At 54.4% G+C, this 12,813-nt stretch carries 10 protein-coding genes; all 10 read left to right on the plus strand.

The window, feature by feature from the left end; translation table 11 throughout:
* Positions 1-10: 10 nt before the first annotated feature.
* The 10 genes from H8K47_RS14835 to H8K47_RS14880 all read left to right on the plus strand — a co-directional run bounded on the left by H8K47_RS14835 (position 11) and on the right by H8K47_RS14880 (position 12,714).
* Complete coding sequence (locus H8K47_RS14835) at positions 11-1,123, plus strand: HlyD family secretion protein (protein ID WP_186882184.1); 1,113 nt, start codon at positions 11-13, stop codon at positions 1,121-1,123.
* Positions 1,092-3,227 (plus strand): ATP-binding cassette domain-containing protein, encoded by a 2,136-nt coding sequence (locus H8K47_RS14840; RefSeq protein WP_222612806.1) that lies wholly within the window; start codon positions 1,092-1,094, stop codon positions 3,225-3,227. Before H8K47_RS14835 ends, H8K47_RS14840 begins: the two co-directional genes overlap by 32 nt.
* The gene (locus H8K47_RS14845) at positions 3,224-4,378 is read left to right on the plus strand and encodes an ABC transporter permease (RefSeq protein WP_186882185.1); all 1,155 of its coding nucleotides are present in this window, start codon (positions 3,224-3,226) and stop codon (positions 4,376-4,378) included. Before H8K47_RS14840 ends, H8K47_RS14845 begins: the two co-directional genes overlap by 4 nt.
* Before the next feature lie 12 nt (positions 4,379-4,390).
* The gene (locus tag H8K47_RS14850; RefSeq protein ID WP_222612807.1) at positions 4,391-5,551 is read left to right on the plus strand and encodes an ABC transporter permease; all 1,161 of its coding nucleotides are present in this window, start codon (positions 4,391-4,393) and stop codon (positions 5,549-5,551) included.
* A 52-nt stretch (positions 5,552-5,603) separates the two neighbouring features.
* Complete coding sequence (gene fabI, locus H8K47_RS14855; protein WP_186882186.1) at positions 5,604-6,383, plus strand: enoyl-ACP reductase FabI; 780 nt, start codon at positions 5,604-5,606, stop codon at positions 6,381-6,383.
* A gap of 9 nt (positions 6,384-6,392) precedes the next feature.
* Positions 6,393-7,817: a bifunctional enoyl-CoA hydratase/phosphate acetyltransferase gene (locus H8K47_RS14860; protein ID WP_186882187.1), complete on the plus strand. Its 1,425-nt coding sequence runs from the start codon at positions 6,393-6,395 to the stop codon at positions 7,815-7,817.
* The gene (locus tag H8K47_RS14865; protein ID WP_186882188.1) at positions 7,814-9,013 is read left to right on the plus strand and encodes an acetate/propionate family kinase; all 1,200 of its coding nucleotides are present in this window, start codon (positions 7,814-7,816) and stop codon (positions 9,011-9,013) included. The genes H8K47_RS14860 and H8K47_RS14865 overlap by 4 nt, the downstream gene beginning before the upstream one ends.
* A 1,220-nt stretch (positions 9,014-10,233) precedes the next feature.
* Positions 10,234-10,389, plus strand: a complete 156-nt coding sequence (locus tag H8K47_RS14870) for a YhfG family protein (protein ID WP_186882189.1) — start codon at positions 10,234-10,236, stop codon at positions 10,387-10,389.
* On the plus strand, positions 10,379-10,972 hold the full coding sequence (locus H8K47_RS14875; RefSeq protein WP_186882190.1) for a putative adenosine monophosphate-protein transferase Fic: 594 nt from the start codon (positions 10,379-10,381) through the stop codon (positions 10,970-10,972). Before H8K47_RS14870 ends, H8K47_RS14875 begins: the two co-directional genes overlap by 11 nt.
* Before the next feature lie 353 nt (positions 10,973-11,325).
* Positions 11,326-12,714 carry a S41 family peptidase gene (locus H8K47_RS14880; protein WP_186882191.1) on the plus strand — a complete coding sequence of 463 codons (1,389 nt, stop codon included), beginning with the start codon at positions 11,326-11,328 and terminating at the stop codon, positions 12,712-12,714.
* The last annotated feature ends 99 nt before the right edge of the window (positions 12,715-12,813 follow it).

Below are 12,813 nucleotides of genomic sequence, written 5' to 3' on the forward strand. Positions count from 1 at the left end.
AGGAACGACGATGCAAAGCAAACAAAAAAATCTGGGCCCGGCCTTGCTGGGTGTGGCTGGCGTGGCGATCGTAGCCGGTCTCGCGTATTACTTCAGCAGCAGCCGGCCGATGCCGGATGGTTTAATCGTAGCGAGTGGCAGGGTAGAGGGTGAGCGCATCATCGCAGCCGCTAAATATCCTGGCCGGGTGCTGAAGGTATTGGCGAAAGAGGGCGATACGCTGGCTGCCGGTGCATTGGTGGCGCAGCTGGAAGACGAGAGTTTTCAGGCCAAGACCGAACAGGCGCGGCAGGCGCTGAATGCCACCGAGGCGCAATGGAAGTCGGCTCAGGCCAGTCTGGATGTCGCCCAAAAAGAAGTACCGATGGGGCTGGCATTCGCTGAAGCCAGCCTGAGTCAGGCACGTGCCATGCTGAGTAAAGCCAGCGCCGTTGAACAGCAGAGTCAGCGTGATGCACAACGCCACAAGGAATTGTTTGAGCGCGGCGTGATCGAGCGCCATCGCTATGAACAGGCGGATCTGGCCTGGCAGGTTGCACGTACTGATGTCCATGCGGCTGAAGAAGCGGTGAAACGCGCTGCACAGGGTGTGGCGCAAGCGAATCTGGGTAACGAGAAAATCCGCGCCCGTCAACAGGAGGTGAATGCCTTAGGTGCGCAACGTGAACGGGCTGCTGCAGCCGTCAGTGAAGCCGGAACTGTACTCAAAGATTTACAGGTTACTGCACCTGACGGCGGCGTGGTGCTGAGCCGCTTGCGCGAACCGGGTGAAGTCGTGATGCCGGGCGGAGCGATATTAGAAATGGTGAATCTGGACCGGCTCTACCTCAAAGTCTATGTGCCGGAATCCAAAATCGGACAAGTCAAGCTGGGCTTACCTGTGCGTGTCTACACCGATGCGGCTGGCGACAAGTTCTTCGATGCGACAGTCAGTTATATCGCTGCACGCGCTGAATTCACACCGAAAGAAGTACAGACTACTGATGAGCGCACCAAGCTGGTGTATGCGGTCAAACTGCGCATCACGAATAATCCCGAACATCAGTTGACACCGGGCATACCAGCTGACGCGGTGATACGCTGGAAGCAGGATGTGGCGTGGCAAAAACCGCGCTGGAAATAAGCCTATGCCGCTGTTATTCAATCAGGATGGTGCTGCAACGACCCATGGCAACAACGCTACCTTTGCTGAGGTGTCCGCTGCGTCTCAGCCCTGGCTGGTCGAAGCGAATCAGCTGGTCAAACGTTATGGCGCACATCTGGCGCTGGATCACATCAGCCTGCAAGTGCGGCCCGGTGAAATCTATGGCCTGATCGGTCCCGATGGTGCGGGCAAAAGCAGTTTGCTGAAAGCGGTCGCTGGTGTGCTTGCCCATGATGAAGGCGAGCTGCGCGTGTTTTCTCAGTTAATCAATACTGAGGCTGACAGCGAGCTGATCAAGGACAGGATAGGCCTGATGCCACAAGGGCTGGGCCAGAATCTGTATGGCGATTTATCGGTCGAAGAAAACATCGATTATTTCGGTGGTCTGCGTTTGCTGAGTGCTGAGGCTTTGCGTGAGCGTAAAGAGGCACTGCTGAAAAGTACGCGCCTGGAACGCTTCCGCGACCGTCCTATGAAAAATCTGTCGGGCGGCATGAAGCAAAAACTGGGTCTGGTTTGCACGCTGATCCACGAACCCAAATTAGTCATTCTGGATGAACCAACCACTGGCGTGGACCCGGTTTCGCGCCGTGAATTCTGGAGCATTTTGTCACGTCTGTTGCAGGAAAAAGGCATTACCGCGCTGGTCTCCACCGCGTATATGGATGAAGCCAGCCGCTTTCACCGCGTATCGCTGATGCATGAAGGGAAAATCCTGGCCTCGGGTGAGCCCGCACGCATGAAGGATCTGGCCGCCGGTTGCATCGTCAGCACCGTCTGTGCGGATGCGCAGCAGCAGATGGCGGCGGTACAGCGCCTGAGCCAGCAGTTTCCGCAACTGGAAGCACTGGGGCAGGAGATCCGCGTGTTTGTGGATAGTGCCGATGCCGACACAGCGCGTCAGCAAGTGCTGCAGACGTTGCAGCAGACACCGGCGATTGCACAGGCCCAGACTGAGGTACAGGATGCAGAGCTGGAAGATGTGTTTATCGCTTTGCTCAGGCAGCGTGTCGCTGCGGATACCAATGCGGATGTGAATGTAGCTGGGCCTGTCCTTGCTACGGCTGCAGATACTGCCGCTGTCGTCTCTGCTGCGCGACCATCAACGCAACAACTGGCGATCGAGGCGCGTGAACTGAGTCGCCATTTCGGTGAATTCAAGGCCGTCGATCAGGTCAGTTTTCAAGTGCCGCAGGGTGAGATTTTTGGTTTGCTGGGCGCGAATGGCGCGGGTAAAAGCACGGTCATCAAAATGCTGACCGGTATCCTGACCCAAAGCAGTGGCCAGGGCATGGTGGCCGGTGCCGATATGCGGACTGCGGGTTTGCAGATACGCGAACGCATAGGCTATATGTCCCAGGCATTTTCCCTGTATCTGGATCTGAGCGTACTGGAAAATATACGGCTGTATGCGGGCATCTATGGCCTGAGCCGGCAACAGACTGCCGAGCGCATGGACTGGATACTCAATATGGCAGGCTTACGCCCCTTTGGCCATGCGCTGACCGCCAGCCTGCCTATGGGTTTGCGGCAGCGACTGGCGCTGGGTTGCGCGCTGATACACCGCCCTCAGGTTTTGTTTTTAGATGAGCCAACTTCCGGCGTTGATCCGCTGGGACGGCGCGCATTCTGGGAGGTGCTGTTCCGTCTGTCGCGTGAAGAGCATGTAACGATACTGGTCACCACCCACTATATGTCGGAAGCCGAGCATTGCGATCATATCGCACTGATGTATGCGGGGCGGGTGGTGGCAGATGCCTCGCCTGAACAATTAAAAAGCAGGCTGGAACAGGAAGCCGGACAGTTAGTGGAAGTCGATTGCGCTGATGCACCGCAAGCTTTGCAGGTATTGCAGCAGGCCGGGTTTGCGAGTGCCAGTCTGTTTGGCCCCAAGCTGCATGTGCTGCTGAAAGACCTGGAGGCCGACAGCCAAGGTGTGCGCGCCAGTCTGCAGGCGTTTGATGTGAGTGCAATCAAGCCACGTCGCCTGTCGATGGAAGATGTGTTTGTTCATATCGTGACCAGCCTGGAACAGCAGGATGCCCAACATCAGGATACTCAACATCAGAAAGGCAGCACATGAATCTGCGTCGTATCCGTGTCGTCGCCTATAAAGAGTGGCGCGAAATTGTGCGTGACCGTTTGTTCTTCACGCTCGCCTTTGTGGTGCCTTCACTGCTGATGCTGTTGTTTGGTTACGGCTTGTCACTCGATGTGGAACATATCCCGCTGGCTATCGTCGACTATGATCAGTCGGTCAGCTCGCGCGAGTATGCGCATCAGTTCAGTGATTCACGTTACTTTGCATTTCAGGCTTACAGTCAGCGTGAATCCGAACTCGAAAAACTGGTGATGGATAACAGCATACGTGCCGTGATTATTATTCCACCGCAGTTTGGCGCCCGCCTCAAAGCCGGGCAGCCAGCCGATGTGCAGACCTGGATCGATGGTACTTTCCCATTCCGCGCGCTGACGGCCAAGGGCTATGTCAGCGCCATCAATGCAGCGGCCAATATCGAACAGTTATCCGCGCATTTATCCGCACTCAGCGGGATACCACAAGCCACGCTGCGCGCCGCGTTTCAGCCGGTTAAGGTGGAAATACGCTATCTGTATAACCAGGAAGTCAAAAGTATCTGGTCTATCGCACCCAAGCTGATTATGGTGATTTTGATGCTGTCGCCGCCATTTCTGACCGCACTTGGCGTGGTCAGGGAAAAAGAATCGGGCGCGATTTACAACGTCTATTCGTCCACGCTGTCGCGCGGTGAATACCTGGTTGGCAAACTCCTACCCTATGTCGCGATTTCAGTGGTGAACGCCTGTCTGCTGACTGCTTTTGCCTTATTCCTGTTTGGTGCACCGTTCAAGGGGAATCTGCTGTTTTTCCTGCTGGCCACCATCTTGTATGTGGTCTGTACCACGGGCATAGGTTTGCTGGTGTCGGTGATGGTCAATACCCAGGTTGCCGCCATGGTAGGGACAGCGATTGTGACGGTGGTACCTGCGGTGCTGTATTCCGGCATGATCATTCCTATTCCTTCCTTGTCGGCAGTCGCCAGCGTGATTGCGCATGCCTTGCCCGGCATGTACTACGCCGAGATTGCGATCGGCAGTTTCCTGAAAGGCGTGGGCTTTGCTGCCCTGTGGCCGGATATGCTGATCCTGGTCCTGTATTCGTTTGGCTTGTTCAGTGCGGGTTTTCTGGCCTTCCATAAACGTCCGGCAAATTAAAGGAGTAGCACGGTGACTTTATTTTTTTTGAACCGGGTTTGGTGGCGACGGGTGCAGGCCATGACCTGGAAAGAGTTATTGCAACTGTTGCGCGATCCGGTCTTGCTGGTATTCGTGCTGTATGCATTTACTGCCGATATTTATAACGCAGCATCCGGCGTGTCATTCCAGTTAAATAATGCGGCATTAGTCTTGTCGGATAGTGATCGTAGTGCGGCTTCGCGTGAGCTGGCAGCGCGTTTTATGCCGCCGGAATTTCGCTGGGCCGGAGCCATGACGCATCCTGAACAGGGCCAGCACATGCTGGATGATGGCAAGGCGATGGCGGTACTGGATATACCACCGGGCTTTGGTACTGCACTTGCACGTGGTGATGGCAGTGCGGTACAGATGCAGATAGATGCTTCGAATTCAGTACAGGGTTTTCTGGCGGCGGTAGATGCGACCCAGATCATTGCGCGTTATGGGCTGGAGCAAAGCGCCAGCCGGCTCGGTGTTGACCTCAGCGCTGGCCTCGCGGCCGGTCCTGTGATTAGCAATCACACCCGGGTCTGGTTCAATCCAAATCAGAATGACGCCTGGTTTATGGGGATTTCTGAATTGCTGAATGTCGTGACCCTGTTTTCCATGCTGTTGCCAGCGGCCGCCATGGTCAGGGAAAAAGAACGTGGCACGATAGAACAATTATTGGTGTCGCCGCTGTCGCCACTGCAAATCATGCTGCCTAAGATTATTGCGATGGTAGCGGTGATACTGGGTGGTACTGCACTGGGTTTGTTCGGTGTACTGGTACCGGTATTTTCTATACCGGTGGCAGGCAGTTTGCTGCTGTTTTTTGCACTGACCACGGTGTATGTGAGTACGCTGGCAGGTATAGGGATAGGCATTGCAACCGTCACCCGCAATATGGCGCAGGCTGGCATGATGGTGATCCTGATCCTGGCACCGATGATGTTTTTATCCGGTGCCTGGACGCCGCCGGAAGCCATGCCCGCTGTGATGCGCTGGGGGATGTATGTGTCGCCGCTGTATTACTACATCAATGCCAGTTACGGCATTCTGATGAAGGGCGCGGGTATCACGGTGTTATGGCCCATGTTTGCAGGCATAGTCGTGCTTGGTTTGCTGGTGCGCAGTGTGACCATGCTGCGCTTTAAAAAACAATTTCAATGATCACTGCAAAAAAGCTGTACCACGCTTTTTGACAGAAAAAAAAGGATAAGCTATGCATCAACAATCTGCTCTGACATCCCTGCAAGGCAAACGTGGTTTGATTATCGGGCTGGCCAATGAGCACAGTATCGCCTGGGGTTGCGCAAAAGTGGCGCATGCGCTGGGGGCACAACTGGTGCTTAGCTGTGTGAATGAAAAAGCAGCGCAGTTCGTCGCGCCGCTGGCGCAGCAACTTGAGGCACCGCTGATCGTGTGCAATGTGGAGCAGGACGATGCATTGGCAAACCTGGTGCAGCAGGCGACAGCGGACGGGCAGCGCATTGACTTTGTGATTCACTCTATTGCCTGGGCGCCACTGGACGATTTGCACGGACGCGTGATCGACAGTTCTGCCACAGGATTTTGCCGTGCGATGGATATTTCTTGTCATTCCTTCGCACGTCTGGCTAAGCTATGCGAGCCGCATCTGAGTCCGTCCGCCAGCCTGATCACCATGACTTATCTGGGCGCGGCGGAAGCGGTCGATCATTATGGCCTGATGGGGCCGGTCAAGGCGGCGCTGGAATCGCTGGTACGTTATCTGGCCAGTGAAATGGGGCCGGCCGGAACCCGCGTGCATGCGGTCTCGCCCGGCCCGGTACCAACCCGCGCCGCATCTGGTTTGCAGGATTTTGATGGATTAATGGACAAGGCCAGACAGCGTGCGCCTTTACGTCGTCTGGTTAGCTTGGATGAAATTGGTCAGCTGGCGGCATTTCTGGTCAGCGATGCGGCTTCCGGTATGACAGGGCAGACCCTGTATGTTGATGGTGGCTATCACATCGTGAATTGAGGAAAAAAGATGAATGATCCTGTGTATCCGGTCGCCAGCGACCAGCAACAGATAGTGAATGTGGTGTATGACGATATCTATATCGGACAACGCGCCAGCACTGAAAGAACCCTGACGCATGCTGATATCCAGGCCTTCGCTACCGTCTCCGGCGATGTCAATCCGGCGCATCTGGATGCGGAATATGCAGATGCCACGCTGTTCCATGGCGTGATTGCACATGGCATGTGGGGCGGCGCGCTGATCTCTGCGGTACTCGGTACCCAGTTGCCGGGACCGGGTACGATATATCTGGAACAGAATCTGCATTTCTGCAAGCCTGTGCATATCGGTGATGCGCTCACGGTGTCAGTGACGGTGACTGCCAAAGACGATGAAAAAAAGCGCGTCACCCTTGCGTGTGAAATCCTGAATCAGAAAGGTGTGACCGTGGTGTCGGGCACCGCGCTGGTGATCGCTCCAACGCTGGCGGTTGCGCGTCCACGCGCGCATTTGCCGACCCTGGCCATGTTCGACCTGGGGGCGCGTCAGCAAGCATTGATAAACAGCGTGGATGATCTGGCGCCGGTGCTGTGCGCCGTGGTTCATCCCTGCGATGTAGAATCGCTCAAAGGCGCACTCGATGCGGCGCGTCAGGGGCTGATCATTCCGGTATTGGTGGCACCGGCTGCCAGATTACAGCAATTAGCCAGTGAAGCCGGGTTGGCACTGGATGGCATACGCATCGTCGATGTACCGCATAGTCACGCTGCCGCAGAAACAGCGGTACAGATGGCAGCCAATGGCGAGGTAGAGTCGCTGATGAAGGGTAGCCTGCATACCGATGAATTGATGTCGGCAGTGGTGCAATGTACAGCCATGCGTACCAAGCGCCGCCTGTCGCATGTATTCCATCTGGATGTGCCTATGTACCATAAGGTTTTATTGCTGACCGATGCGGCGCTGAATATTGCACCTGGTCTCAACGAAAAAGCTGACATCCTGCAGAATGCGATAGAACTGGCCCATGCATTGCAGATCAGCCAGCCTAAAGTCGCTTTGCTGGCCGCTGTCGAAAGTGTGAACGCCAAAATGCAATCCACGATTGATGCGGCGGCGCTGTGCAAAATGGCGGACCGTCAGCAAATCACTGGCGCATTGATCGATGGCCCGCTGGCCTTTGACAATGCGATCTCCGCTGAGGCTGCGCGTATCAAGGGCATACAGTCGCCGGTCGCGGGAGACGTCGATATTCTGATGGTGCCGGATCTGGAATCCGGCAATATGATGGCGAAGCAATTCGAATATCTGGCCGGTGCCGCCACCTGTGGCATCGTGCTGGGCGCCCGCGTACCGATTGCGCTGACCAGCCGTGCCGATGAGGCCAGTGCGCGTGTTGCATCGGCGGCGCTGGTCAAATTACTGGCCCATCAATACCGGAAAAAAGCACCATGAGCCGCGCAATTCTGGCGGTGAATTCGGGTTCCTCCAGTATCAAATTTGCGCTGTACAGATTAGTGCAGCGGGAACTGGGCGAGGTGATATTGTCTGGTCTGGCCGAAGGTCTGGAGCCGGGCGGGCAGCCACGTGCCACACTGCGTTATAACGGCGAACAATATGCACTGACGCTGCTGGCAGAACCCGTTACAGGCGATGCGTTTCATGCCATGCTGACACTGCTGCGTGAACAGATAGGCTTACACAGCGATGGTGCGCAAATCGTCGCGGTGGCGCATCGCGTGGTGCATGGTGGTGAACGCTGTGCCGATTCAGTGGTGGTGGATGAGACGATGCTCACATATCTGCGCAGTCTGCATCATCTGGCGCCTCTGCATCAGCCGCATAATCTGGATGGGGTTGATGCCTTCCGCGCGGCCTTTCCCGATTGTCTGCACGTGGCCTGTTTTGATACCGGCTTTCATGCGCAAATGCCGGAGCAGGAATACCGTTTTGCCTTGCCCGCAGAGCTGAGTCAGCAGGGCATACGACGCTATGGATTTCATGGTTTGTCTTACCGATATGTCGCCAGCCATCTGGCGCAGGTTTCGGCGCGTGCCGGTCAGCGTGTGATCATGGCGCATCTGGGCAATGGCGCCAGCCTGTGCGCGATGCGGCAGGGCGTCAGTATCGCCACCACCATGGGATTTTCAGCACTGGATGGTCTGATGATGGGCAGCCGCTGCGGCGCGCTCGACCCCGGCGTGCTGCTGCATTTGCTACAGGATGGCTGGGATGCCAAACGCATAGAAAGCACGTTGTACAAACAATCCGGTTTGCTTGGTGTTTCCGGCGTCTCGGCTGATATGCGCAGCCTGCGCGCCTCATCCGATCCACGTGCCGCGCTCGCAATACGCATGTTCGCCTACCGCATATTGCGAGAATGCGGCGCACTGACAGCGGTACTGGGCGGTATCGATGCCATCGCCTTCACCGGTGGCATCGGTGAGCATGATGTACAGCTACGCGCCGATGTGATCTCCGGTCTGCATTACCTGGGCCTGCGACTCGATCCCGCTGCGAACCAGGCTGCCGACGGCAACGCTATTTGTGCCATCCATAGCACCGACAGCAGCGCAGAAATCTGGGTCATCCCCACCGACGAAGGCCGCATTGCGGCGCAGGATGCGGCGCGCTTGCTGGCCGGTGTCTGAGTCGTTTTGATGAGTGTGAACATGTTTCTCAGTTAAAGAAATAAAATCTGGTGTTATGTGATAACACTTAGATTTTGCGCACTTTGCCTTTATCGAATAGGCCAATGATCATGACATCAGAAAACACCAGAAAAAACATCATGTTGACTCAGTCCAGATTCGTTCTTGCTGTACCTGGCCTCAAAGTGTCAGTCCCTTTTTATCGCGATCAGTTGGGAATGGATGTTGAATTTGAAGATGGGGGCTGGTGTTTTCTGTCCAGGGATGATTTTGCGCTTATAACGACGACAGAGATGGTTTGGCCATCTGCTACACGGTTTACGGCCAGTTCTTAAAACCGGTCGTATAAGCTTTTCGGGTATCCTAATCATTATTTATCTTTCCAAAGTGTCGTTGATTTAACGTCACCTTTGGGGAACTAAATTTCTGGGGAAACTCAGTGTGCATACTATATGCCAAATTGTGATATTTCTAGATTGCATTTCTTCCTCTATAGTTACTCATGAAGCGGGACACAATATCGGCCTCGATCATAGTGATTAAACAGGAAGCGTTATGTATCAAACGTTTATTCCCGAAAGAGGAAATAAGCTCACATAAAGAAAAACAAAAATGACTTGGAATCCTGTAAATCGATGGATAGCAGTTTTTTTTCTGACTTCAGGTTTGACTCTCTATTTCATACAAATCATGAGTGAATTAGCCGAGCGAGAAGTATTAGAATCCAATCAATTGTTAACGAACTGCTTGCAACGAGCGAGTCAACAATTGCCAAGTTGCATTCCCAAAGATGGATTGTGGCCTGAAGATGCAGATTATTGTCCTGATGCTGTCGAAGTATGTAAGCAGAATGGTACATATGCAGCGGCATCCTCAGCTGAATCGAAATGGCTGCGATGGTTGTTGGTGAATCAGGTGATACGAATAATTTTCGCCACTATTACGGTACTGATGGCTGGGTGGTGGGTAATAGTTAAGTGTATTAAGGGCCGTAACCCGCACAAGTAAGGCAATGGCATGGGCACCTCCCCCTATGGCATCAACTATGCCAAACTGATGAATCGCCAAACAAGTCAGTTCATCGAGGAGAAGTCCATTCCATTGCCCTACGTGCTAAGGTCTCAGCAAAATAGCCGTCCTAATTTCGTATACACAATAGGTAGCAAGTGAGTTACGTTACAATACAGGCACAAGCTCACTAATCATCTAGGGGTATTGCTATGTTGACAACTGAAATGAAGCGCCAGGTGTTCCTGAAATTACGTACCGAGAATTATCGCGCCAGCTTGCGTCTCGAAGGGTTGGAGCCGCGTACGGTCAGCACCACTAAATCAACGACAAAACCGGTGGTGCTCAAATCCAAGCATGTCCGATAAATACGGGACAGGCCATGACAAACAGTACTGCTATCCCAATTCCGATACCTTAATCAATAAGCTTGGCTTGACGGACGGGGATAGCCTGGAAGCGGCCGAAATCGAACACACTCAGGCACGCATTGAACAATTCTTGCCTGATTTCGACGATATTTCCTTGTCGGCTCTGCGCGCCATCCATTTCCACATATTCCAGGATATCTACGACTGGGCAGGAGAACTGCGCACGGTTGACATCAGCAAAGGTAGCACACGGTTCGCCAACATCAGCCGGATCGAACCGGAGGCGGAGAAGCTCTTTAGGCTTCTGGCACAAGAAGACTATCTTATCGACTTGCCGCGCAATCAATTCCTTACCCGTTTGGCCTACTACTACGGCGAACTCAATGTGATCCATCCATTCCGCGATGGAAACGGACGTGCCCAGCGCTTGCTGTTTGAGGTCATCAGTATCAATGCTGGCTATGCGTTGCGCTGGGAGCCGATTGGTCGGGCTGAATGGGTCGCAGCTAACATCGAGGCCTACCATTGCCGGTTAGAGCCACTCAAAGCCCTCCTGAATCGCGCACTGACGCGTATCTGAGGCAAGCCTGCTGTACGCTCCTTGCCGAGCCTGAAACCGCACATCGGGGCTACAAACCAAAAAACGCAAGAAATAGTGGGTGATCATTGCCCGCAAAGCCGCACCTCGTCCTTAAGGAGTAAGTGTAGGGCATCAGATTGCGTCAGATGTGCTATCTCGTTTTTTCTATCCTCGTTGTTTTCTTTCCCTCAAATTCAACACAGATTCAGCCCCTGCCTGATTAGTCGGCGGGTGCTGAGTCGCCTGGGATTGAAGTTGCTTATTTAATATTTTTAGATGATTTGCTGTTATAGTTGTAACTATAAGGCGTGATCGAACTATCGCTGTCTATGGAAATTGGAAGATCGTAAACTATGCAGAACATCAGGTACTTTTTGCGTCAGGCAGTTGATTCGTTGCGGGCATGCTGTCTGGTGCTTGCGCTGTTGTCTGTTAGCGCCAGTCATGCGCTGGCCTGGCAACATCAGGCGCTGTCATGGCCAAAGCCAGATACCCAGACATTTAGCCAGCAAGAGATCGCAACGCCTTGCACGGATTGTCTGTTGGAGTTGCGTCTGCCGCTGAAGCAGAGTGCAAATGCGGCGCCAGGCTATGTGTATCTGAGTGCCTGGCGCGGGCAACAGATGCTGCGGCATTACATTAGTAGCCTGCCTTCGGGGACGGCAACTGCATTACGTGTATTGGCCTGGGCACCGCCGGAGACTGAACGATTACAACTCAGCTTTGTGCACCCTCGCAGCGATGACTGGCGCTGGGGACAAGCACAACTCTATTGGTTACCAATCAGCGATAAACAGCAAGGCGCTAAACCTGACTTCGTACTGGAACAGCAAATGCAAAGTATTGAACAGCAAGCCATGTTTGCGCCGAATATCGGATGGGGCGCCTGGCGTGCAATGATGGAGCGAAGCAGGCATGCGCTGGCAGCGAAGGACAGAAATCTGATATTGCAATTCGGCCTCAATCTGTTGGCAGAACCGGTTCCCCATTCCCGTATCTTACCTGCGCGGGGTGGCCGGGCACCCGCCTTGGCATCTGCCGCCGCTGCTGCCGTGCCGGAGATGCAGCTCGAGTGGCCAGCGCCGGGCGTTGCCTATCTGGCTTTGCCGGGGTTTGGCGCTCCGCAACGTGAATTACGTCAGGCCTATGCCGATCGTCTGGGTGCATTGTTGCAGCAGTTAAGCGGCGCTTGTGGCTTGATTCTGGATTTACGCGCGCATGGTGGTGGTGCAATTGGCCCCCCTCTGGCTGGCCTTAGCCCCTTATTTGACGAGGGACAATTGCTGGGTTGGTGGAAGAATGCGCGGTCTGAAAAAACCATGATACGTCTGGCGCATGGCACTTATCAGGAACTAGAGAAGGGCAAGCTAGTGCAGCCGGATGTGGCATTGGCAGCGCAATGGCGTCAGCCGCAAACCCGCTTGCCGCTGGCATTGGTAACCGGGCCGGGCACTGCCAGCGCATCAGAAATTCTTGCGGCACTATTGCAGCAGCGGCCTGCCACCCGCAGTTTTGGTGAAGGAAGTGCCGGGCAATTAAACGGCGTCCACGACTGGTTGCTGCCAGATGGTGCAAGGCTCGCCCTGGTCACCCAAGTGCTGCTTACCGCCGATGGTAAGGAAGTGCCGGCTCAGTTCCAGCCACAACAGCACACGGCTGCAGCCTTGCCTGCAGCCATGGAGTGGCTGCAATCATCGTGCCGCAAGCCAGAAAATCGTAAGCATCCGGTGAAGTCATCTTGAAGTTAAGTGCGTAAGCGTAGATGATCGTGTCCACTTAATAAGTGGACACTTGTACATGATGGACGATGGAATCAATACGCCAAGACGGCGTCGGCGGCA

This window comes from Cognatundibacterium rugosum (assembly GCF_014284365.1).
Lineage (GTDB): Bacteria > Pseudomonadota > Gammaproteobacteria > Burkholderiales > Burkholderiaceae_D > Undibacterium > Undibacterium rugosum.

What these genes read in the sequence shown, in the direction of transcription:
- H8K47_RS14835 (WP_186882184.1), top strand. Translation starts at nt 11, where the DNA reads ATGCAAAGCAAACAAAAAAATCTGGGCCCGGCCTTGCTGGGTGTGGCT.
- H8K47_RS14840 (WP_222612806.1), top strand. Translation starts at nt 1,092, where the DNA reads ATGTGGCGTGGCAAAAACCGCGCTGGAAATAAGCCTATGCCGCTGTTA.
- H8K47_RS14845 (WP_186882185.1), top strand. Translation starts at nt 3,224, where the DNA reads ATGAATCTGCGTCGTATCCGTGTCGTCGCCTATAAAGAGTGGCGCGAA.
- fabI (WP_186882186.1), top strand. Translation starts at nt 5,604, where the DNA reads ATGCATCAACAATCTGCTCTGACATCCCTGCAAGGCAAACGTGGTTTG.
- H8K47_RS14860 (WP_186882187.1), top strand. Translation starts at nt 6,393, where the DNA reads ATGAATGATCCTGTGTATCCGGTCGCCAGCGACCAGCAACAGATAGTG.
- H8K47_RS14865 (WP_186882188.1), top strand. Translation starts at nt 7,814, where the DNA reads ATGAGCCGCGCAATTCTGGCGGTGAATTCGGGTTCCTCCAGTATCAAA.
- H8K47_RS14870 (WP_186882189.1), top strand. Translation starts at nt 10,234, where the DNA reads ATGTTGACAACTGAAATGAAGCGCCAGGTGTTCCTGAAATTACGTACC.
- H8K47_RS14875 (WP_186882190.1), top strand. Translation starts at nt 10,379, where the DNA reads ATGTCCGATAAATACGGGACAGGCCATGACAAACAGTACTGCTATCCC.
- H8K47_RS14880 (WP_186882191.1), top strand. Translation starts at nt 11,326, where the DNA reads ATGCAGAACATCAGGTACTTTTTGCGTCAGGCAGTTGATTCGTTGCGG.